General features: G+C 40.8%; 18 protein-coding genes and 2 pseudogenes. 11 read left to right on the top strand and 9 right to left on the bottom strand.

Features of this window, described 5'->3' with window-relative positions; all coding sequences use genetic code 11:
- Positions 1–73: 73 nt before the first annotated feature.
- Positions 74–634 (bottom strand): YcxB family protein, encoded by a 561-nt coding sequence (locus AC4MC0_RS12340; RefSeq protein ID WP_004694466.1) that lies wholly within the window; start codon positions 632–634, stop codon positions 74–76.
- Positions 635–719: 85 nt separating this feature from the next.
- A complete protein-coding gene (gene yccS, locus AC4MC0_RS12335; protein WP_335997002.1) occupies positions 720–2,894 on the bottom strand; it encodes a YccS family putative transporter in 2,175 nt (724 codons plus the stop codon).
- A 141-nt stretch (positions 2,895–3,035) separates the two neighbouring features.
- On the opposite strand from yccS, the gene AC4MC0_RS12330 reads away from it, so the two are divergent.
- Positions 3,036–4,235 carry a multidrug effflux MFS transporter gene (locus tag AC4MC0_RS12330; protein ID WP_335997003.1) on the top strand — a complete coding sequence of 400 codons (1,200 nt, stop codon included), beginning with the start codon at positions 3,036–3,038 and terminating at the stop codon, positions 4,233–4,235.
- Positions 4,236–4,309: 74 nt separating this feature from the next.
- On the opposite strand, the pseudogene AC4MC0_RS12325 reads toward AC4MC0_RS12330, so the two are convergent.
- Positions 4,310–4,926: pseudogene (locus AC4MC0_RS12325) on the bottom strand (nitroreductase family protein); the annotation flags it as partial.
- Between the two features lie 420 nt (positions 4,927–5,346).
- Here AC4MC0_RS12325 and AC4MC0_RS12320 point away from each other — a divergent pair.
- The 3 genes from AC4MC0_RS12320 to AC4MC0_RS12310 all read left to right on the top strand — a co-directional run bounded on the left by AC4MC0_RS12320 (position 5,347) and on the right by AC4MC0_RS12310 (position 9,920).
- Complete coding sequence (locus AC4MC0_RS12320; protein ID WP_335997004.1) at positions 5,347–6,621, top strand: DcaP family trimeric outer membrane transporter; 1,275 nt, start codon at positions 5,347–5,349, stop codon at positions 6,619–6,621.
- 506 nt (positions 6,622–7,127) lie between these two features.
- Complete coding sequence (gene gltS, locus AC4MC0_RS12315) at positions 7,128–8,369, top strand: sodium/glutamate symporter (protein WP_335997005.1); 1,242 nt, start codon at positions 7,128–7,130, stop codon at positions 8,367–8,369.
- A gap of 75 nt (positions 8,370–8,444) precedes the next feature.
- Positions 8,445–9,920, top strand: a complete 1,476-nt coding sequence (locus tag AC4MC0_RS12310) for an alanine/glycine:cation symporter family protein (RefSeq protein WP_201950709.1) — start codon at positions 8,445–8,447, stop codon at positions 9,918–9,920.
- A gap of 53 nt (positions 9,921–9,973) precedes the next feature.
- Here AC4MC0_RS12310 and chrA read toward each other — a convergent pair whose 3' ends face one another.
- The gene (gene chrA / locus AC4MC0_RS12305; RefSeq protein ID WP_335997006.1) at positions 9,974–11,161 is read right to left on the bottom strand and encodes a chromate efflux transporter; all 1,188 of its coding nucleotides are present in this window, start codon (positions 11,159–11,161) and stop codon (positions 9,974–9,976) included.
- Positions 11,162–11,299: 138 nt separating this feature from the next.
- On the opposite strand from chrA, the gene AC4MC0_RS12300 reads away from it, so the two are divergent.
- Both AC4MC0_RS12300 and AC4MC0_RS12295 read left to right on the top strand, forming a co-directional pair.
- On the top strand, positions 11,300–12,298 hold the full coding sequence (locus AC4MC0_RS12300) for a patatin-like phospholipase family protein (protein ID WP_279045214.1): 999 nt from the start codon (positions 11,300–11,302) through the stop codon (positions 12,296–12,298).
- A gap of 294 nt (positions 12,299–12,592) precedes the next feature.
- Positions 12,593–13,114 (top strand): acyl-CoA thioesterase, encoded by a 522-nt coding sequence (locus tag AC4MC0_RS12295; protein ID WP_078425410.1) that lies wholly within the window; start codon positions 12,593–12,595, stop codon positions 13,112–13,114.
- A 245-nt stretch (positions 13,115–13,359) separates the two neighbouring features.
- Here AC4MC0_RS12295 and AC4MC0_RS12290 read toward each other — a convergent pair whose 3' ends face one another.
- Positions 13,360–13,563, bottom strand: a complete 204-nt coding sequence (locus AC4MC0_RS12290; protein WP_335997007.1) for a hypothetical protein — start codon at positions 13,561–13,563, stop codon at positions 13,360–13,362.
- A 475-nt stretch (positions 13,564–14,038) separates the two neighbouring features.
- On the opposite strand from AC4MC0_RS12290, the gene AC4MC0_RS12285 reads away from it, so the two are divergent.
- The 4 genes from AC4MC0_RS12285 (at position 14,039) to AC4MC0_RS12270 (ending at position 18,036) form a co-directional block, all read left to right on the top strand.
- On the top strand, positions 14,039–15,040 hold the full coding sequence (locus tag AC4MC0_RS12285; RefSeq protein ID WP_335997008.1) for a CobW family GTP-binding protein: 1,002 nt from the start codon (positions 14,039–14,041) through the stop codon (positions 15,038–15,040).
- A gap of 71 nt (positions 15,041–15,111) precedes the next feature.
- Positions 15,112–15,642, top strand: coding sequence for a YaeQ family protein (locus tag AC4MC0_RS12280; RefSeq protein WP_004694442.1), 531 nt, complete (start codon positions 15,112–15,114; stop codon positions 15,640–15,642).
- A gap of 49 nt (positions 15,643–15,691) precedes the next feature.
- Positions 15,692–16,030, top strand: coding sequence for an FKBP-type peptidyl-prolyl cis-trans isomerase (locus AC4MC0_RS12275; protein ID WP_004981094.1), 339 nt, complete (start codon positions 15,692–15,694; stop codon positions 16,028–16,030).
- Between the two features lie 158 nt (positions 16,031–16,188).
- Positions 16,189–18,036, top strand: coding sequence for a sensor domain-containing diguanylate cyclase (locus AC4MC0_RS12270; protein WP_418655255.1), 1,848 nt, complete (start codon positions 16,189–16,191; stop codon positions 18,034–18,036).
- Between the two features lie 32 nt (positions 18,037–18,068).
- On the opposite strand, the gene AC4MC0_RS12265 is transcribed toward AC4MC0_RS12270, so the two are convergent.
- The gene (locus AC4MC0_RS12265; RefSeq protein ID WP_078388431.1) at positions 18,069–18,515 is read right to left on the bottom strand and encodes a GNAT family N-acetyltransferase; all 447 of its coding nucleotides are present in this window, start codon (positions 18,513–18,515) and stop codon (positions 18,069–18,071) included.
- A gap of 295 nt (positions 18,516–18,810) precedes the next feature.
- On the opposite strand from AC4MC0_RS12265, the pseudogene AC4MC0_RS12260 reads away from it, so the two are divergent.
- Positions 18,811–19,327: pseudogene (locus AC4MC0_RS12260) on the top strand (hypothetical protein).
- Between the two features lie 9 nt (positions 19,328–19,336).
- Here the strand turns inward: AC4MC0_RS12260 and AC4MC0_RS12255 are convergent.
- From AC4MC0_RS12255 to AC4MC0_RS12245, 3 genes are all read right to left on the bottom strand, one after another.
- A complete protein-coding gene (locus tag AC4MC0_RS12255; RefSeq protein ID WP_335997010.1) occupies positions 19,337–19,921 on the bottom strand; it encodes a TetR/AcrR family transcriptional regulator in 585 nt (194 codons plus the stop codon).
- Positions 19,922–19,927: 6 nt separating this feature from the next.
- Positions 19,928–20,836 carry an alpha/beta hydrolase family protein gene (locus AC4MC0_RS12250; protein WP_278345231.1) on the bottom strand — a complete coding sequence of 303 codons (909 nt, stop codon included), beginning with the start codon at positions 20,834–20,836 and terminating at the stop codon, positions 19,928–19,930.
- A 67-nt stretch (positions 20,837–20,903) separates the two neighbouring features.
- Positions 20,904–21,701 (bottom strand): crotonase/enoyl-CoA hydratase family protein, encoded by a 798-nt coding sequence (locus tag AC4MC0_RS12245; protein ID WP_335997011.1) that lies wholly within the window; start codon positions 21,699–21,701, stop codon positions 20,904–20,906.
- Between the last annotated feature and the right edge of the window lie 115 nt (positions 21,702–21,816).

Genomic DNA, 21,816 nt, shown 5'->3' with positions numbered 1-21,816 from the left:
TTTGTATTCGAGGGTTTGGGATATAAAAAAACCTCCAAAAGTTGGAGGTTTTTTACAGAGGAGAAAGCAGGACTTAAAGTGGCTGTGCTTCACCAACTGTTTCTTTTAAATGTTTACGAATCGTATTAAACGAGAAGTTTTTGCTATCCATGCGTTTTGGCAGAATGTATGCACCTTCTTGGCCTTTTACTTTGAATTTAATCAACAAAAACTCAGGTGTGTTGTACCATTCGTAGATGTCTTTCCAACCAATTGCACCGACACCTTCTTGCATTCCCATTTTCTGGCGCATAATTAGACCGTGAGGTTGTACACCTAAACGAATGCCTTTAATTTCCTGAACTGGAAACTCATTCATTTTTCGCTTCACATACCATTCTAAACCGAATTTACGGACTAAAAGGTAAACCACGACGCAGGCGATTGCGACCCAACAAAAGATGGTTGAATAATTCTTGAGTAAAATTAGGCCAAGAATCGAAAGGGCTGTAACGACAGCCATGATGATCCAAGCTTTCATGCTAATTTTGTTTGTGCTACGCCAAATTTTTAATTGAGCATCGCGTTGTTCAGCTTCAGTGATTTCATAGGTCACAGGCTGTAAAGTATAAGCGTATAAATTTTTCGCGGTCATAGTGAAAGTAACAGATTTAAAACTGCAAAAAGTTTAGCATCATTTAGAGCATTTCAGTGAGTATATTGTTCCAAAATCACCCAAATTATAATGAAGCCAGTTCTGTGGCCTCATGATCCCGTTCGTGGCTTAAACTTTGCTTCAACCGACTGAACTGATTCAAGATGCTAAACATCAAGGAAAGCTGTTGCAAAATAATCAATGCTTTCTGATCTTCCTCATTATTTTGGCTTAAACGTTGACGAATGGTCTGTAGCATATTCTGGGCAGTTAAATCAGGCATTTCATCCCGCAGGAGTGCACCTTGGATATTGTCAAAAGCACGATCCATCAATTCTAAAATTTGTGGGTCTTCAATTTTTTCACGATGAGCCCCCAAAGCAGCAATATAGCTAATAAAAGTATGATTGAGACACAAGAACTCAAACGCCAAGCTCTTTTGCGTTGGGTCAAAGTCGGGCTCGGTGGCTAAAGTTGAAATGAGTGAAGCAACTTCTGCATCAGTATTGTGTGCCGCACGACGAACCACGCGATAATTCAGGCCATTGTTGCGTCCAGACTTATACTGCTCAATCACCTCAGCCAAATAATCACATTGAGCGGAAAGCGAACGGTAAATTGTGCGGGGGAGGCGACGGAACTTCCAGTCAGGGAAAATAAAACTTACGCCTAACCATGCCAGTCCACAGCCAATTAAAGTATCCATCATGCGCGGAAGGGCAGCTTCATATCCCATACCATCTAAGTTGAAATTAATCAGCGCCAAAATAGTGATGAAAGCGGTGGCTTGTGCATATTGTTTACTGCGGAGCTCAAAGAAAAGTACCCCGCTGATGACCAATACGAGAAGTTGTCCTTCAATCGAAGGTACAAAGTACAATACGGCATACCCTAAAATGATTCCGACCAACGTCCCTACGATACGTAAACGTAAACGACGTTTGGTGGCGTTGAAGTTGGGCTGACTGACAAATAGTGCTGTAAGTAGAATCCAGTACCCATATTCAATGTTGGTGACTTGAACAAAGATATATCCAACTAATAGCACGATAGACAAACGAATCGCATGTCTAAATAACACCGATTCTGGGGTGAGATGTTGTTTAATCCGAACCTTAATGTCATCCCAGCCTTTCAAGTCATCATCTTTGAGTTGGCTTTCGATATGCTTAGCTTTATCGAGTTTAATATTGCGTTCAGTTTCTAAGTTACGTAGCTGTGCATCAATCGATTTTAAGTTTTGATACAGTGAAAACAGAGCATTGACCCAAATTTGGTCGTATTGTTGTTCATCTCTGAGCTTTTCTAATGATAAACGGAGGTTTTCAAATGCATGTTTAAAGCGCTTATTATGGGTATAGGTTTGACGGTTTAAAATGCTGCTGCTTAAGTCCTTACAGGCTTTGGCTTGTATAGATAAGATTCGTTGAAAGCGGAATAAAATATCGCTGTGTTGAAAAATTTTCGCCAGTTTTTGATAGTCAATATGTGCTGAATCTGCACGTTCATGAATATCTTGTGCCACAAAATAATATTGCAGACTGCGACGGGTATCTCGTTGTCCACGGTCACCTTTTAAACGGGTGAGTAGGGCGGTTTTCATGTCGTTGAAAATTGCAATTAATTTACCATTTTCCAACGATAGTTCAATCATGCTCTGTTGATAGCTGTTAGCTGTCATATCGACATCAAAGAGGTTGGATTTGGCAAACAGAAAATCGGCGAGTGAGGAATAACACTTCGATAGATTGTCTTGAACCTGACGAACGGGAAAGAGCAGAAAACTGATAGTTGAAATAACGCTATACCAAATTGCTCCAATCACCAGCAGAGATGGTTGTGTATACCAGTTGTCAAAAAGTCCGACACCGAGCATGGAGTAAACGGAAACCACTAAGCAACCATAGGAAATGGTGGCATAACGACGTCCCAGTGAGCCCAGTAAAATCAGACCAATACACGAAACGATTAGACCCAGTGCGAATAAAATTGGATGTGGAAATAAAAAGTAAATCGACGTTGCGGTAATGAAAAAGCCAATATAGGTAAAAATTAAATTCATGATCCGCACAGAAAAGCGGTCATCTATATCACTTAAACCCGCAGCAACTGCGCCGAGTGTCAGCGGAATAGTTGCCAGCTGAAAACCCATAAAATATGGAACAAAAGCAGTCCCTGCAAAGGTAATGACCATGCGGAGGTTATACATGAAGGTTGTATTATAAGTAGCCTGTTTTAGACTGGTCAGCCATGCTTTCAAAGGGCACCTTTGTTTGTCGCTTAGGGTTGGACAATTTTCAAATATGAGAATATGTGAAATTTCACCTGCTCTGGTATAAATCATACTATGGAGCGTGTAAACTTGTCTGCAAACTCTCCTTCCAAAACATAAATTAATCCTATGCCGACTACACAGGAAAAAGCGGTCTATTCCAACGCTTGGATTCTCTTACTTGCTTCACTGACTGCACTCGGTCCACTGTCTATTGATATGTATTTACCCGCTTTGCCACAAATGGCAGATGACTTCGGGGTAAGCACACAAATGGTGGCCAACAGCTTACCTGCGTACTTCTTAGGCTTGGCTATTGGACAACTAATTTATGGACCTGTAAGTGATCGAATTGGGCGGAAAAAACCGCTGTATTTTGGCCTAAGTCTCTACATTATTGCCAGTTTACTGTGTGTGTTTGCAAACAGTGAGTGGAGTCTCATTGCCGCTCGGGTTTTACAAGCCTTAGGCGGTTGTGTGGGCGTGGTGATTGCCCGTGCTGCGATTCGTGACCGTTTAGATATGCAAGCCTCAGCCCAAGCATTTGCCAGTATGATGATCGTGACCACCATCGCGCCGATTATTGCACCGAGTTTAGGCGCGCTGGTGCTGAGTTTTAGTAGTTGGCATAGTATTTTCGCCTTTTTGATGGTCGTTGGCTTGGGAAGCCTGTGCTGCGTACACTTTTTCTTTGAAGAAACTTTAGATCCGAAGCGTCGTTTAAAGCTTAACTTTAACCAAGTTTTAAACCTTTACGGGGCGATTCTGCAAGATTCGAGTTTTAGACGCCCGATGTTTGTTGGATGCTTTGCTGGGGCTGTACTCTTTTGCTATATCAGTGCTTCTGCTTCCATTCTGATGGATGGTTACGGCTTAAGTCAGCAAGTTTTTGCCTATGCCTTTGGTGCCAATGCAGTTGGGATTATGCTGTTCTCGACTTTAAATAAACGTCTGGCACAAAAGTTAAGTGTATTTCAGCGCTTAAAATTAGGCAGTTTTTTGCAGTTGGCTGGTGTGGGGCTGCTGTTGGTAGCGGGCAGCATGACGCATGCGCCCTTATATATCGTATGCGCAGGGATGTTTCTCGCTGTCGCAGCAATCGGTTTTACAGGGCCAAATGCCATGGCGATTGCAATGTCTGAGCAGGGTGCACGGGCAGGAACGGCTAGTGCGATTATGGGCAGCATGCAATTTGGTTGTGGTCTACTTTGTGGTGTGATTCTTAATTTTCTACTCTGGTCGGCACTTTTGAATATGGCCATTGTCATGGCTATTTTTGTGGCTTTGGCTTTGTATTATGTGTTTAAGCTTGAGCACGAAAAAGCCTAAAAATTGAAGTCGTTACTATATAAAAAAGAGACTCATTTTAGTCTCTTTTTTTGTTAAAATGAATGCTTTAAATCTTAATCATTATTTAAGAATACTGCAAAATCTTCAACTGGTACGCGTGGTGTTATAAAGTGATTGACGATCTACTCTGAATCTGCATAACCCAGTGCCATACTGCAGACCAATTCTTCAAATTGTGCAGCATCGAGTATATTCAGCACGAGAGCATGAAGATGATTCCATGCGGCTTGTGGGCAAGTGTCTAAGCCTTGTACTTTGACTGAAGTCATGACATTTCTCATCATGGCAATATCCATTTTCGCGCAGATGTTTAAGGCTTGATTGACTGCGAAGAATAGTCCGACAGGTGCATCAAAAAATTGGTCATTACGTGGTTGCTGCTGTGCGATTTTCGCTTTTCACCTTTTTGAATATTAAGCAAGCCATATAAGCCCCAACCATTTTCACGGTGGCGCTCAATAAAAGGCGAAATTCATTTTTCTGGATAATATGCAAAAGCTTTTTGGTATAGTGCGGATTTTTTTGGATGTTGAAATCATTCAAATTGAACATAACAGACCTACTCAAGCATTTCGTCACGCTTTTTTCCTATGAGCACATCTTTTTGCCATAACCGTGTATTCGTGCTTGCGGATATTTTATTTATCATGCTCAATAATCGTCTGAATAGTTAGACTTTTTTGGTGCAAAGACGTAATTTTGACCCATCACTGAGCATAGGTGGTTATCGATTAGACTAAGACTTTAGTTATAAGAAAAAAGTATAGATATCAAATAAAACTCAGTCTATATTTAAGAAAATATGAATAATTGTTACTTAATTATTGCAAAAGTCTGTCTAAATTGTAATTTGATGCTTCAAAGCCAATCGCGAATAACATCAATTATAGTTTGAAATTATGTGCATTAGACTTTAGTGGCAAGAGTAATAAAAGGTCATATCTTAAAACATCGAAATGTGCGATTTTTCATCTTTATAAGATTACTTTGCATATGAAAAGACCAAAACGGAGTGGTCTTTTGTGCAAAAAAATTTACTGAAATGGAATTTTTGATTCACAATTAACAATGTAATAAAGGAAGTTTGTGTATGCGTTTAGCCCTCAATAAAAAGCCATTTATCGCTCAAAGCCTAGCACTTAGTGTGGCTGCTCTGATGATGACAACAACTCATGCTGCAACCAAAGAACAACAAGAACTCGCTCAGTTACGTGCCGAAGTTGCAGAGCTAAAAGCATTGATGCAACAACAGCAACAAGTTCAACAACAGCAAGCAGTTCAGATTCAACAAGTGAAAGCACAGCCAGCGCCTGTAAAAGCTGAATCTCCACTATCTTCGTTCAAATCTAAGTCTGGCGCAGATATTAACCTGTACGGTTTTGTTCGTGGCGATGCAAACTACATTATTGAAGGTGCGGACGACGACTTCAACAAAGTTTCAAGCTCTAAAGAAGATGTAAAAGACAAACTTCGTGCAACAGCGAAAACTACACGCTTAGGTTTAGATTTCAATACCAATGTTGGTGGCGATAACAAACTTGGCGGTAAAGTAGAAGTCGACTTCGCTGGAACAAATGAAGCACTGCGTATCCGTCATGCATATTTGACTTATAACAACTGGTTATTTGGTCAAACCACATCCAACTTCCTGTCTAACCATGCACCAGAAATGATTGACTTCGCCACCAACGTGGGTGGCGGTACAGCAGCACGTATTCCACAAGTACGTTATGGCTTTAATTTATCACCTGCAACGAAATTATTTATTGCTGCGGAAGAAGGAAATAGCAATAGTGGTAGTTCAGATGCTGCAATTAAATATAGCGTACCCAACTTAACTGCGAAGTTGACGCAAGGTTTTGCTGATGGCAAAGGCTCTGTGTCTGCTCGTGCTTTAGTTGAAAATTATAAATCGGCTGATGACTCTGATACAGCTTGGGGTGTAGCGGCAGGTGTAAATTATCAAGTAATGGACCCATTAAAATTAAGTGCTGATGTGTCTTATGTGGATGGTAACAGCAACTACTTATATGGCAGTAATTCTGCATATGTGGTTAATGCTGCAAATGGCAAGATCGCACAAAATGAAGCGTTTGGTGTACAAGTCGGTGGTACGTATAAATTCAACGAGAAATTACGTTCGACTTTAGCCTATGGCGCACTCTTTGCAGATGATGGTACTGATTACGCGCGTATAAATGATGCTGCAAATGAAGAAGTTTACCAAGCATGGATTAACTTCATCTATTCACCAGTTAAGCCGTTGGACTTAGGTGTTGAATATATCAATGGTAAACGTGATACCTTTGCTGGTGATAGCTACAAAGACAACCGTGTTGGCTTAATGGCGAAATACAGCTTCTAATCATGTGATGAAATAGTTGTAGTTTAAAAAACAGGAGCTTTAGGCTCCTGTTTTGTTTTAGTCGAGAAATTTATACAGACTAAATACATTTTGAATATAGACTTAAGTATTGGGTCAGAAAAGAATAAGTGAAATAGTTGGAAATTATTGTAAAAAAATAAAGATTATCTATAAAAAATCTGCATAATGTCCGTCTTTCGCCCATATTGTGCATTTATTGCTTGTTTTTAAAGCAATATGGGGCGGTTTTGTGATTTTTTTCAAAAAACCGTATCTGTGTCCAAACATTATTGGGCATTACGTTATTTCAGTTTACTCATCGTGTAGAACTGAACATGTTATGCATCAGATCGCTTAGTTTGTTACCAATTTACCCATTGCCTGAATTTCCATACGGAAGACTGAGTTTGTCTCAGATTTACGAAATATCTCTTGAAGTATCAATGGATTCGGTGGCTTATTAGCCAGATAACAAAATCTAAGCATCCGCTTTATGGACAATTGTCATGGAATTTACTTTTAACGCTTTTTATACCTTGATTGCTGCCGTCATTGTTTTGTTACTTGGCCGCTTCTTGGTAAATAAAATTGGTTTCTTGAAACGCTACAACATTCCTGAGCCTGTCGCAGGTGGTTTAGTTGCAGCGATTATCTCCTTGGTTGTGCATAGTCTTTGGGGCTATAGCATCATGACCAGTAGCGAATTGCAAACAAGTTTTATGCTGATCTTCTTCGCCTCAATTGGCTTAAGTGCAAACTTTGCCAAATTGCGTGAAGGCGGAATCGGTCTGATTATTTTCTTGATGGCTGTCGCTTCATTTATTGTGGTGCAAAACTTTGTCGGCATTAGCCTTGCAACTTTATTGGGTATTGACCCACTTATTGGTTTGATTGCAGGTTCAATTACCTTAACTGGTGGTCATGGTACTGCGGGTGCTTGGGGTGAAATTTTAGAAGTTAAACATGGTATCCAAGGTGCATTAGCTTTGGGTATGGCGAGTGCGACATTTGGTTTGATTATTGGTGGTTTGATTGGTGGTCCTCTAGCGAAGTTACTCATTAACCGCTATCAATTGGCGACGCCACGTACCAATGAACAAATTGAAAAGAGTGATAACACGCCACTGACTGATATTAATTCAACAGAATATGTACCGTTTGAATATCCACATCGTGTGCGTTTAATCACTGCGGATAATGCGATTACCACATTAGGTTTGTTTGCAGGCTGTTTGGCTTTTGCTGACTTTATGACCGGCCATATGAAAGGCACAATGCTTGAGTTACCGACTTTTGTTTGGGCGCTTGCAGGTGGTGTGATTTTACGTAATGTGTTGGAAGGTATTTTCAAAGTTCAAATCTTTGACCGTGCGATTGATGTATTTGGTAATGCATCATTGTCGTTGTACCTTGCGATGGCTTTGCTTTCATTGAAATTATGGCAATTGGCTGACCTTGCTGGTCCGCTTGTGGTGATTTTAGGTGCGCAAACGATTACGATGGGCTTATATGCTGCATTTGTGACATTCCGTGTAATGGGTAAAAACTACGATGCTGCGGTGTTATCTGCGGGTCACTGTGGATTTGGTATGGGTGCAACACCGACTGCGGTTGCAAACATGCAGGCGATTACCAACATGTATGGTCCTTCGCACAAGGCATTCTTGATTGTGCCTTTATGTGGCGCATTCTTTGTAGACTTGATTAACGTGGCTGTCATTCAGTCTATTTTGCAATTTTTTAACTAATTGAAAATGCAAACTGCCCTAGGAGACTAGGGCTTTTTTTGCTTTCAGGTTCCTCACAATAATTAGGATATCGGGATGAATGCTCAATTAAATGAAACATTACTCGAATGGGTGAATAAGCTGAATGGACCTCTATGGGACTTTTTGGTCATTTTTCTGGTTGCAGTGGGTCTATTTTATACACTCATTACAGGTGCGGTACAGATTCGTTTATTCTTTCACAGCATCAAGGTCATGAAATCAAGCCGTAAGGAATGTGATGATGATCATGGTATTACACCTTTTCAGGCTTTTGTCACTGGGCTTGCAAGTCGTGTAGGTGTAGGCAATGTCGCGGGTGTTGCGATCGCAATTGCGATTGGTGGGCCGGGTGCAGTATTTTGGATGTGGGTCACTGCATTTTTAGGCATGAGTTCGGCTTTTGTTGAGTCATCTCTCGCACAATTGTTCAAGGTGCGCGACCAAGAAAATAAACAGTTCCGTGGTGGACCTGCCTACTATATTACCCAAGGCCTGAAACAAAAATGGTTGGGTGTAGTCTTTGCCGTTGCGCTTATTTCAACCTATGGTTTTGTGTTTAACGCAGTACAGGCCAATGCGATTACTGGTGCGACAGCACATGCATGGGGATGGGATAAAGCCAATCTAGCATTTGAACTCGGTGGCATTCATATTGTGGTGTCTTGGGTTGGACTAGGTCTAGTCTTGCTGACCGCAATGATTATCTTTGGTGGGATTAAACGTATTGCCAAAGTGGCAGAAAGTTTTGTGCCATTGATGGCCTTGTTGTATTTGGCAGTTGCTTTATATATTGCCGTAATTAATTACGCGATTTTACCTGATATCTTCCAGCTCATTTTCTCGAAAGCTTTTGAGTTTGAAGCTGCTGCTGGCGGTTTCTTCGGTGCGATGGTTTCTATGGCAATGATGATGGGGATTAAACGTGGTTTATTCTCTAATGAAGCCGGTATGGGTTCAGCACCGAATGCGGCAGCTGCATCGGATGTAAAGCACCCTGTAAACCAAGGTTTGGTACAAATGCTCGGTGTATTTGTGGATACCTTCGTGGTGTGTTCATGTACAGCGATTATTATTTTGGCCTCAGGACTTTATCATGATGCAGGCTTTGAAGGCGTAGCGCTCACCCAAATGGCTTTAGAGAGCCAAATTGGTTCTTGGGGTGATGACTTCCTTGCAACGATTTTGTTCATGTTTGCCTTTTCCTCAGTCATTGGTAACTATGCCTATGCTGAAGGGAATGTACAATTTATTAATAACAATGCCAAGGTGATGTTCGTCTTCCGTATTTTTGTTTTGATTATGGTGTATCTCGGTTCAGTGATGAGCGTGCCTCTCATTTGGAACACTGCGGATTTGTTCATGGGCATTATGGCCACCATTAACTTGTTTGCTATTTTGCTGTTAACACCATTCTTATTGATGCTGTTAAAAGACTATTTGGCACAGCTGAAACAAGGTGTGAAAGAGCCAGTATTTAAATTGGATAACCATCCTAAATTTAAAGACAAAGTGAAATCAGACATTTGGTAATCTTTTAGCCATAAAAAAGCCTCTACATTGATAGGGGCTTTTTTTATGGCTATTTAGCCGCTAAAGTAAAAGAACAGCTGATACAGTGAAAAACTTAAAATCAGGCTTAGCCAAATCGGGAGTTTGGTTCGAAGCAGTAAAATCACCGCGATTACAAAAACTAAGTCAGTCCAATGCTTGAAATAACTTTGTCCCATTTGTATCACTAAACACAGCAGTAAACTTACCACTGCCGCATTAATCCCAATCACGGCTTTTCGGATCGCAGCTTGCTGCATAAGCCAAGACCAATAGGGCAAGGTGGCAAAGATTAAAAAGAATGAGGGTAGAAAGATTGCTAAGGTGGCTAGAACCACATTCAGCCAAACAAAGGGCGTTAAAGGTAATAAAGCACCTAAGTAACTGGCGAAACTAAATAAGGGGCCGGGCATGAGTTGAGCCAGCGCATAACCTAAGTCAAATTGTTCGGCAGATAAAATATGGTTGGCGACGAAGTCCTGATGTAAAAGTGGCAAAATAATATGCCCACCGCCAAAAACTAAAGATGCTGCTTGGTAAAAACTGAACAGGCTCTGTGAGAAGAGTGAAGAAGATGAATGCAACACCATAAAAACTACAAAAGGCAAAACAAAGGCAATTAGCCAAAGATAAGACTGCTTTGCTTGGACTTTTGATTTTAAGCTGCTGTCTTGGAGCTTTGATGTCGAATCTGATGCGAAATAAATACCGACGAGAGCAGCAACAAAGATGACGATAACTTGGCTGAATGACCATGGCACAAAGTAAAGAAACAAGGTGCTAAGTAGCATCAGCACATATTGCCAGATAGTTTTGCAGAAATTTGTCAACATTTGCCAAAAGGCCCAGACCACCACAGCAAAAACGATCAACTGAATGCTATGTAGTGTCATCGCACTGAGTTGATTGAAATACTGCTGACCCAGTACCGCAAGACATGCCATGAGGAGCATAGACGGCAAAGTAAAACCGAGCCAAGCCGCGCACGCACCGCGGTAGCCTTGGAGTTGATAACCAATGGCAATACCCACTTGGCTGCTGGTCGGCCCAGGGAGCAATTGTGCGAGAGCAACCAGTTGGGTGTATTCAGCATCACTCAACCACCGAAGTTGCTGTACAAAATGTCGGTGAAAAAACACCAAATGAGCAGCAGGGCCACCAAAAGACAGGCAGCCCAATTTTAAAAAGTGCAGAAAGATGCGAGTGAGCTGCTGAGTGTGCATGTTGAATTATGCTGAAAAATTGAAACAGATTATAATAGGGGAATATGACGCTTTTACGAAAAACAACAGTACTTGGACTGCTGATTTTCATACACTATGCTGCTGGAAAATTTCGCTCTATCTCAACTTCGGTGAATCATGTTAAACATTAAACTTAGCCTTATGTCGTTTACATTGCTCGCTTTAGTCGGCTGTCAAAGCATGCCTAAAGTTGCTCAAGAAACGCCAAGTCAGGCTTTTTCAGCCGAAACTGAGTCAGGGGAAGCCCAAGAGCGACTCAACCAGATCAATTTTAAACAGCTCAAAAAAGAACAGAACCGTCCAATTATTGCCTTGGTGTTGGGGAGTGGTGGTGCACGTGGTTATGCACATATTGGCGCAATTCAAGTTTTAGAGCAGTCGGGGATTCGTCCCGACTTTATCGTGGGAACCAGTGCTGGTAGTATCGTCGGCTCACTGTATGCCAGCGGTAAAAATGCCAATCAAATTCGTGAGATTGCGCTGAATATGAAAGCCAATGACGTGCGCGATATTCGTTTGGACATGAAAGGTTTCTTTGATGGTCAAAAAGTTGAAGATTATGTTAATGAACAAGTGAGCGATGTTCCACTTCAGCGCTTACCTATCCCAATGTATGTGGTGGCGACGCAGTTAAAAGAAGGTAAAAAAGTCGTCTTTAACTATGGCAATACTGGGCAAGCGGTTCGGGCATCGGTATCGATCCCGAGTATGTTTATTCCAACCAAGATTGGTGCTGATGAATATGTAGATGGTGGTTTAGTCAGCCCTGTACCTGTTGATGTGGCACGCAAGTTAGGGGCGGATATTATTATCGCGGTCGATATTCTGGCGCAGCCAATGTATACCGAAACCTCAAATGTTTGGGGGCTGTTTAACCAAAATATCAATATTATGCAAAAGAACCTTGCACAAATTGAGCTGAAAAATGCCGATATTGTGATTCAGCCAGACTTACGTGAAAAGGTGCATATCTTTGATGTCAGCGGACGTGAGTTGACCATGCAAGCTGGGGTCGATGCAACCGTTGCACAGTTAGGACAGATTCAAAAAGTTTTTGCGCAGAAAAATTATAAGCAAAAATTGAATATTCAAAGTATTCAAGTAAGAACGCATTGATCTGGCGCGATGTAGAAATAAACCCTGAATGGGCTTTTCTATAACTCGAAATACAGTGGATCAGGCTCAAAGCCATTTATGTGCTAAGAAAATATCACAGCAACAATGTTTTTGAATAAATTAAAATTTAAAGAAGGCCTATAGATTCAAAAACTTAGTCTTCTTTATATATATTTTTTTGAATGATACTTAAATCACTATAAATAATAATGATGGTTTTGTTACCAAATTTAGCGTTCAAAACCGATATAATAAATGTCACATATCCTATTATCTTACCAATTAGAGAACGCGATGTCCCCATTAGATCAAATTGCTGCGGCTGCGGATGACCAGTCTGAACTCACTATGTCGGTCTTAATGACACCTGATATGGCGAATTTTTCAGGAAATGTGCATGGTGGCACCATTTTGAAACTGTTAGACCAAGTGGCATATGCGTGTGCAAGTCGTTTTTCAGGAAGTTATGTGGTGACCTTATCGGTTGATAAAGTTAATTTTAAAGAGCCGATTCATGTCGGCGAGTTAGTGACTTTCTTGGCAAGTGTGAACCATGTCGGTCGTACTTCAATGGAAATTGGTATTCGTGTTGAAGCACAAAATATTCAAAAGCGTACAATACGCCATACCAATAGCTGTTACTTCACCATGGTCGCGGTAGATGAAAATGGTAAGCCAAAACAAATTCCTGCATTGAATTTGGACAATGACTGGAAGCGTTGTCGTTTTGAAGCGGCAGAACAACGTAAAGTCGCGCGCTTACAAGAAAACCACCATCCTTCGTGCAGTATTTATAAAAAAGCATCGCATAGTTAAGTTTTAAAAAACGATCTCCTGTATAGGGGATCTTTTTTTATGTCTGACGTTGATGTTTTGAATAGAAGCTTATATGGGAAAACTATGCAAATTTGGCTTTCTGCACCTGTTGATCTCGAACTGCTATAGTCCATACGCATAAATAAAAAGAAACCAAGATAGGATATATCTTGGTTTCAAGTGACGCTAAAAAGTTATTGTGATCCAGCAGGAGAGTAAGGCCACTGGATCTCTCAACATTTCAATTATTTAACGGCTTTTTCTTGATTCGGTTGCTCTGCTGATGCTTCCGAAGCTGGTGCATTTGCACTTAAGTCCGTGGTTTCAGCTGTTTCTTGGGTTGATACCACAACTTTGTCTTCTTGAGCTGGCGCTTGTTGAGGTGCAGCAAAAGTTGCAAAGCTCGCAGCTGTTAAAGATGTTGCAATAATTAAGTGAGAAAGTTTCATGGTTTTGGCATCCTTATATTTTATAGATAAAAATAGTTCAGACTGATCATCACATCAATTTGAACTGAGCTTCATGCTATCGCCTGAATATCTGCGATTCAATCGAAGCAACAATGTGAAAAGTGCACATTACCTAAAACTACAGATGATGAAAAAATGGTGAGCTTTAAGTAACAAGTAGAAGCTTTTTGTGAATAGATTGAGAGGAAATGAAGAATTAATGAGCAATGTAGCTGTTTGAAATCTCACATAAACTGTACAAAGTATGCGAATTAAGTGCGGAAGCTTAATTTTGGTGTTGAATAAAATGTAAGGAAGTTTGTCCAATAGGGGTATAAATGAATGAAAAGTCAGCCAACTGAATACTGAGTGTTTGATGCCATGGATTTGAGATGAGAAAATTGGTGATTTAAATTAAGATGATGGCTTATTTTATTGTGCTGTTTTTATCATTTTCCATGCTAGGTATAAAATTTTGAAACTGATGTCGATGCCGCAGGCGGTTCCTACGCATATTATTTCGGGCTTTCTGGGTGCAGGTAAAACCACTTTACTCATGCATTTGTTAAGTCAGAAACCTGAACATGAAGTTTGGGCGGTACTGATGAATGAGTTTGGGAAAATTGGCGTAGATCAACAGCTCATGCCACAAACGGAAGGCTATGCGGTAAAAGAATTACTCGGTGGTTGTTTATGTTGTAGCAGCCAACTACCGATGCAAATAGCATTGTCTCGTTTGCTCTCAGAACAAAAGCCTGATCGGTTGTTTATTGAACCCACAGGCTTGGGACATCCAGCACAGTTACTGGAGCAACTGACCGAGCCACATTGGCACTCGACCCTGCACATGCGTGCACCGATCACGGTGCTGGATGGTTCGCGTTTACATGATCATGCATGGACAGCACAAAATCTCTATCAGGATCAATTGAAAGCGGCGCAGATTGTGGTGGTTTCGCATCAAGCTCATATGCAAAAAACAGATCAAGATGCTCTTGAAAAACTGCAAACCGAATATCAGCCTTATGCTCAGCAGTGGCTGATGGCAGAGCAGGGCAAGATTGAGCTTGCGCAAATCGATTTTGAGTACATCGGAACAAAACGACTAAAGCAGCCTTTACTGAACATTCAGCAACAGTTGAAAGCGACTCAACAAGATTTTCCTGAGATTAAACAGTTGCCGTATCACTATGTAGAAACGGCGCAAGGTTATAGTGTTGCAGGTTGGAAAATGCCGAAGCGTTGGGTTTTTGACTTTTACGATTTATTAGATTTACTTTGTGAACAGCAAGATTGGCGACGGATTAAAGGAATTTTCCATACCAATCAGGGGTGGAAGGCATTTAATTTCAATCCTGAACAATTTAACTATCAAGATGTTGAAGAAGGGATTGATAACCGAGTTGAATTGATTGTTCAAAATGAAAGAGATTGGATAAGGTTTGAAAGTGCACTTTTTGCATGCCGCATTGAGTAATGACTTAAATTGTTTTAAGCAAAAAAAGCCGAAATCTTATATGCTAGTCGGCAAATTTGAGGATGGTATGTATGGCGCTTAAAGCTACAATTTATAAGGCAGATTTGAATATTGCCAATATGGATGTCCACCAATATGGGGACTATCAACTGACTTTGGCATTGCATCCTTCAGAAACCATTGAGCGTTTGATGGTGCGTTTGTTAGCGTTTGCACGTTTTGCGGATGAAGCTTTAGAGTTTACCAAAGACTTATTTGAAACCAATGAGCCTGCGCTGTGGGAAAAGGACCTCACGGGTCAGTTGGTGAAATGGATTGAAGTGGGCAGCCCAGACGAAGATAAAGTGAAAAAAGCCAGTGCACGTTGTAAGCAAGTGGCGATTGTCACTTATGGCACAGCGGTCGATGAATGGTATAAGCGCAACAGTAAGTTGAAGACATTGAACAATGTTGAAATTTGGCAGTTGTCGACTGCAAGTACTGAAGCAGTTCAGGCCCTGTGTGAGCGTACCATGCAACTTCAGTTGAATGTGATGGATGGTGAGTGGACCTTAATTGGTGACCATGCACAAGCCATTATTGAATGGACGAAATTGCAATAAGCATGCAGTTTAACTAGATTTATTGATTGAACAGGTTGGGAGCGAAAACATGAGCGCAGAATTAGAAATTATTGATTTGGTTGTCGGTGAAGGTAAAGAAGCGGTTAAAGGTGCTTTAATCACCACGCATTATACGGGTTGGTTAGAAGATGGAACCAAATTTGACTCATCTTTAGACCGCGGGAACTACTTTGAAACTGTGATTGGGACAGGCCGTGTCATTAAAGGTTGGGACCAAGGGATTATGGGCATGAAAGTGGGTGGTAAACGTAAACTCATCGTGCCATCACATTTGGCTTATGGTGAGCGTAAAATGGGTAATATTATTCCTGCCAATTCAAATTTGATTTTTGAAATTGAGTTGTATGATGTAAAAACACGTGATTAATCAAAAATATTGATAAATAAAAGAGTCAATTACAAGGATGTATTTGATTCATTTGTAAAAACACTTGGTTTTTAAGAAAAACATTTGTAGATTAATTACTAGGCAGAGCGTATTTAAGGGAAGAGTCGCTTTTGTATAGCTCATTGAGCAAACGGTCTTTGTTTGGGTTTGTTTTAAGCTGTTTGCTGGTTTTAAGTTTGATACCTTCGACGTGGGCACAATATGAAGCTGAGCCCACGCAGTATTATTTGCATCAAAAAAATGTCAATGACATTCAATTCACCGAACAAACCACCAGTTATTTAAAAGGTACATGGTCTTATTATGACCAAGAGCTGATTTCTCAGCCTAATCGTAAACTCCCTTCTAAAACTACCGAATTGCCAATTTCATTTCAAGAACTTACAGGTAGTAATACGGGTTATGGGACTTTTGTCGGTCATTTCAAAATTCCGGATGAATTTATTGGCCGAAGGCTAGCCATTCATATCCCCAATCAAAATTGTGCTTATCGGGTTTATCTCAATGGCGATTTTTTAGTTCGTTTAGGGGATGTCGCGGATAATGCGGGAGCACAGCAAACAGAAAATGCACCGCGGATTGCTTATTTTGTCCCTGACAGCCCCTATTTTACTTTAAGTATACAAGCCTCAAACTTTAACAATTTACGCGGCGGCCTTGAAAGCCCCATGCATATTGGCATTGCTAAAACGATTAATCGACATTATCAGCAACTGATGATGAGTATCGCCATGATCTGTGGCGTGGTGTTTGGTGTAGGAATGTTCACCACCATGTTCTCGATGTTCCGTGGTTCAGATGAACGGAATAGTAAAAGTATTTTTGTTTTTGGTATTTTTATTTTATTTCTTGCCTTACATAATCTTTTTACTGCGCCATATGCTTATACGACCTTCCTAGATATCAACTGGTTGTGGGGCATACGTTTAGAATATTTATTTATCTATTTAGCGGTCATATTTTTTTTGAGCTATATGTATTTGCTCAATCAGTACTATTTACAGCGTTGGATTTATACCGTTTCCATTTTGGTTTTGACCTTGAATATCGTCATTACCTTGTTATCCGAGCAAGTTGTTTTTGAGCAGCTGGCTTTTTATAGCGCATTTTTCAGTATTGTTATTTTGCTTAATTTTGCCTATGGTTTTTACCTTACTTTAAAGACCAAACAAAAATATTCGAAAATCAATTTATACGCCGTGGTATTGCTGTGTATATCGGTCATTCATGACTTTTTACTAACGCTACATGTGATTGATTCTATTCATCTATCTTTTATCTCTACCAGTCTGTATGCACTTTTGGTGATGTTCCGACAATCACGTAACTATGCTTATCAGACTTACCATACCGAACGTTTAAATAATAATTTAATTGAATTGAATGATTCTTTAGAGCAAAAAGTGCAACAGCGCACCTCTCAATTACATGACTTAAATGAAAAACTCGAATATCAAATTCAAATTGATGCCTTAACAGGCGCCTATAATCGGCGTGCATTGAATCAGGAAATTCAGCAGCGCTTTATTGAAACACAACAAAATAGTCATGCAACTTTGGTTTTTGCCATGATGGATGTCGATTATTTCAAAAATTATAATGATTACTATGGGCATTTAAAGGGCGACGAAGTCCTGCAAAATCTGGTCAAAGTGATTGGTGCGGTACTGCCACATAATGCCTACTTAGCACGCTATGGTGGGGAAGAGTTTGCCATTGTTTTATATAATGTCCCAATTGCGATTATTAGTCAGATTATGCAAACCGTCTTAGATGCAGTGCGTAGTGCGCGCTTTGAGCATCATAACCGCCTAGATGGCAAAGATTATGTAACTTTGAGTATGGGGGTGTCGTGGATGGATCATGAAACGATTTATGCCAATATTCATGACCTTATGAAAGCGGCCGATTTAAAGCTTTATCAAGCCAAAGAAGCGGGCCGTGATCAGATGAAAATGCCCAATGAATCCTATGAAAATGAGTGAATTTAGTTGAGTCATACTTCTGTTAATAAACCTTAGGATAAGAGTTTAACCATGGTCACCATTTTGGGATTTGGAATGTCTTGGACATGGATTTGAAAGCCATGTTTTTGATAAAAAGAGCATGCTGTTTGGGTGCTTTCTAAACTAATTTGGTGAATTTTTTTACGTTTAAGATGTTCAATAACGGTTTCTAATAAGGCTTTCCCAATACCGCGCTGTTGTTCAGCGGATGAAATATAATTGAGTAAAATACGACCTTGATCACTGACCATAATAAAACCCACTACGTGCTGATTGAGCACATAAACCCAGCTGTCGTTATAGTGCATCCACATAATCAGGTTGGATTGGGTTTTATTTTCTAGCCAAATTTGAATCGTACTTTCATGGCGATGATGGTCTTTGATACATGATCGAATACTGTCGTGCACGACATTTAAAATTTCAGGAATGTCCTGAAGTTGGGCTGCCCGTATCATCTTTTCTTCTTAGAGCTATAGAAACAGCTATTTCATGCTAGCGACTGTATTTATTAAATTGAATTACTGTTAGTACGGATGTAACTTTGTTGTTCAATCGCACTAAGTTAATTATTTTTTATAGTGATTTTGTGAGTGAAAAATCACATATCGTGATGCCTTTCACGTTTGTGCGAATATGTGTTGAATCACTTGAATTGGTCTGAGAATCAATACCCAATTACAAGTCATCGAATTGAGCATTTGAGTTCATACGTAGTCTGTTTTAATTAATTTGGTGTTTATTTGAGCGATAATGCTGTATTTTAAAAGGGAATATTGGTTACGAGAGCAGGGCATGGCGACATTTTTACTGATGATTTGCATACTCATTGCTTTGGTTGCGGCATCTATTATTGTAATCAAAATTCAAAAAAAGCACCGCTTTCTGAAGCGACAAAAAAGTGGTTGAATCGGAAGCAGCATCTGTGCAAATGGCAACGCATACCAATAGAGCACCTCAGGTTGAGCGTGTTATTGAAGTTGATGCTTATGAACAAGAGCTGTTCGATGACGTGGCGACTCTATTTTTAGATCAAGCGATATTGCTCACGGTCGAAGAAGATGCAACGTTAATGCAAAGCACATTATTGGTCAAAATGCCTGCGAAAACCCAGACGCAAATTCGCAAAATGGATTTAAATGAATGGTCTATTTTTTGGAGCTTTTATGATCAGTCGCTTGAATATTATGTAAGTCGTTATGGCATGTTTTATACGCATATCGACCGTAGTGGACGCGAGCATAAAAAAAGCCATCGTACTCGGGATTGATCTCCTCGCTTAAGCCTCTACAACGTCCATCACAGCCATGGATAACTGCTTAAGAATTCGCTCTGCGACATGAGTCAAATAGAAGTCATCTTGTTTTAAACGTGTCATTAAAATTGCGCCCTCATAATCGGCAACACTGATTTTAGCCAGTGCCTCAGCTTGAGCAATAGGCATGACTTGCTGAAAGTAGTGCAACAACGCCAACTCCCAATCTTGGAAAATTGATTGAATTTTGAGATGAATTTGTTCGGATAAATGTGGGACTTCCAAAGACAGCATCCCGACTAAACAGCCTTGAACACCCATACTAAAAAAGCTGACAGCTTGCTGGTGCAAGTGTTCAAAGCGAACGCAATAATCTAAGTGCGTATCACACAAAATACTGAACAGTTTATGGTTTAAGTATTGCTGGCTGACTTGCAAAATATCTAAAACCAAAGCTTCTTTATTGGGATAATAATAATAAAATGTCGCTTTACTGAGCCCACAAGACTTTGCTAGTAAATCCATACTAGTGCCTGCATAACCATGGGTTTTAAAGGTTTGCATGCAGTGCAACTGGATTTGTTCTTTACTCAGTTTTTGTGGGCGCATAGAGCTTTAACGTTCCGTAGTGGTTGGTAATGATAAATAGCCATTGAAAGTGTTCAGCATATCGTCCCAGATGGCTTCGGCCCCCTGGCGGAAATATCCCATGTGTCCAATTTCTTTTAAGCCATAGTCATTGGCTTCAATATTGAGGTAATGCATGTTCGCATGCCGATAATGCTGCATAAATGCATGCCTTGAGTTCGGTAAAGCCCAGTCATCATCCAGTGCTGAAACAGCATAGATTGGAGTTTTGACCTGTGCATATTGTTCCAGTAAGTGTTGTTGCTCGGGATCTGCAAAAAAGTAGGTCGGATTTTTACACCATTTTCGCCACTGTGTGTAGACATCCACAGGTAAATCGGTGCCCATTTTCAGTAGGCTCCAAGGCAGATAGCCCTTTAGTGCAACCATCGGCGGGAAAATAAGATTCCACATGACATGTACTTTCATTTTCTCCCGGAACGGCATATAGCCATGCCAACCCGCACCTGTGCCGAAGCAATACATCGCAGTGACTTGGTCATGGTTGTGGGTTAAACCGAGCGCTTGGCCTCCATATGAGTGTCCAACCACAAAAAGAGGTTTGTCATCTTTGCGGATAGAGTCAATGGCAGCCGACAAGTCTAGCTGCCCCCAGTCCAAATAGGACATGCTAAAACCTTTGAGTTGCTTCGGTGCAGAGAGCCCCACACCGCGATAATCAAAAGTTAGGACTTGATAACCTAGCGCTACTGCATACTCGGCAAAGCGGCGATAAAACTGCTGTGGTACACCTGTTGCACTGGCAACAATGATGTTGGCTTTGATCGGCTCAGATGAACGATAACGTGTACCAACGAGTACATAACCATCGGTTGCTGAAAGTTTTACAGTTTGTTTCTCTATTGGGGTCGAATCTAAATGGGCGGTGGCTTGCATTATCGTTTCTTCTTTTTTGTTAAATACTAAAGTGGGTTCCAGACTTTTAAGTTTTATTGCCCTTGCTTTACTGTCCCTTAAACTGAGCAGGGCGGCGTTGCAGCATTGCCATGACACCTTCTTGGACATCTTGGGTTTTGAGTAGCGGGCTGAGGTGCTCTTGTAAATGTGCAAAGGCATAGTCTGCGCCATGTTGTACTGCTTGTTGTGCAGAAGCCAGCGTGGCTTGAACGGCGAGTGGAGCAGCATGTGCAATTGATTCTGCAAGGGCCAATGCTCGTTCTAATGCAGCATTTGGCGTGGATGCTTCTACGACCTCGGTAATTAAATTGAGATCGAAAGCTACTTGAGCATTGAAGCTGTCACCTGTGAGTAGATAGCGCATAGCCTTGTTCCAACCCGCCGCTTGTACAAAGCGAACCGTTGCACCGCCAAAGGGTAAAATACCGCGCTGCACTTCCATTTGGGCAAATTGTGTATTGGCATCGGCAATCACCACATCGGCATTGAGCATCAGTTCAATTCCCGCGGTAAAACAAAAGCCTTGGACTGCCACAACCACGGGTTTGGTACGGGGTCTGGAACTGGTGCCCCAAGGGTTAATTTGTGACGCTGGAAAGTCGAAAACGCCTGCAGTGAGTTTGGGTTGTAACTCAACCAAATCAAGCCCAGCAGTAAAGTGTTCCCCGTGCGCAAAAATCACGGCACAGCGCAGTGAAGGCTCATCCTCATATTCGGTAAGGGCCAATGATAAGTCATGAATCATATGACTATCGAAAGCATTGCGCTTGGCTGCGCGATCTAAACCAATTAAAAGTAACGAACCGCGAACTTCGCGACTGACACGACCTTGTTGTTCTGACATTTTGATTATTCCTGCATCGTTTTATAAGTTTTTAAACGATTGTTAGAAAACTGTCAAAACTTATACGTATCCATTCTGTGACTCGACAGTTTGATCCGATTCCCCGAAAAAAGAT

It is taken from the genome of Acinetobacter sp. CAU_H_S139_7 (genome assembly GCF_058599305.1).
Note: the sequence above shows the minus strand (reverse complement) of the source record. Positions and strands in the feature narration are given on the sequence as shown.

What these genes read in the sequence shown, in the direction of transcription:
- AC4MC0_RS12340 (WP_004694466.1), bottom strand. Translation starts at nt 634, where the DNA reads ATGACCGCGAAAAATTTATACGCTTATACTTTACAGCCTGTGACCTAT.
- AC4MC0_RS12330 (WP_335997003.1), top strand. Translation starts at nt 3,036, where the DNA reads ATGCCGACTACACAGGAAAAAGCGGTCTATTCCAACGCTTGGATTCTC.
- AC4MC0_RS12320 (WP_335997004.1), top strand. Translation starts at nt 5,347, where the DNA reads ATGCGTTTAGCCCTCAATAAAAAGCCATTTATCGCTCAAAGCCTAGCA.
- gltS (WP_335997005.1), top strand. Translation starts at nt 7,128, where the DNA reads ATGGAATTTACTTTTAACGCTTTTTATACCTTGATTGCTGCCGTCATT.
- AC4MC0_RS12310 (WP_201950709.1), top strand. Translation starts at nt 8,445, where the DNA reads ATGAATGCTCAATTAAATGAAACATTACTCGAATGGGTGAATAAGCTG.
- chrA (WP_335997006.1), bottom strand. Translation starts at nt 11,161, where the DNA reads ATGCACACTCAGCAGCTCACTCGCATCTTTCTGCACTTTTTAAAATTG.
- AC4MC0_RS12300 (WP_279045214.1), top strand. Translation starts at nt 11,300, where the DNA reads ATGTTAAACATTAAACTTAGCCTTATGTCGTTTACATTGCTCGCTTTA.
- AC4MC0_RS12295 (WP_078425410.1), top strand. Translation starts at nt 12,593, where the DNA reads ATGTCCCCATTAGATCAAATTGCTGCGGCTGCGGATGACCAGTCTGAA.
- AC4MC0_RS12290 (WP_335997007.1), bottom strand. Translation starts at nt 13,563, where the DNA reads ATGAAACTTTCTCACTTAATTATTGCAACATCTTTAACAGCTGCGAGC.
- AC4MC0_RS12280 (WP_004694442.1), top strand. Translation starts at nt 15,112, where the DNA reads ATGGCGCTTAAAGCTACAATTTATAAGGCAGATTTGAATATTGCCAAT.
- AC4MC0_RS12275 (WP_004981094.1), top strand. Translation starts at nt 15,692, where the DNA reads ATGAGCGCAGAATTAGAAATTATTGATTTGGTTGTCGGTGAAGGTAAA.
- AC4MC0_RS12265 (WP_078388431.1), bottom strand. Translation starts at nt 18,515, where the DNA reads ATGATACGGGCAGCCCAACTTCAGGACATTCCTGAAATTTTAAATGTC.
- AC4MC0_RS12255 (WP_335997010.1), bottom strand. Translation starts at nt 19,921, where the DNA reads ATGCGCCCACAAAAACTGAGTAAAGAACAAATCCAGTTGCACTGCATG.
- AC4MC0_RS12250 (WP_278345231.1), bottom strand. Translation starts at nt 20,836, where the DNA reads ATGCAAGCCACCGCCCATTTAGATTCGACCCCAATAGAGAAACAAACT.
- AC4MC0_RS12245 (WP_335997011.1), bottom strand. Translation starts at nt 21,701, where the DNA reads ATGTCAGAACAACAAGGTCGTGTCAGTCGCGAAGTTCGCGGTTCGTTA.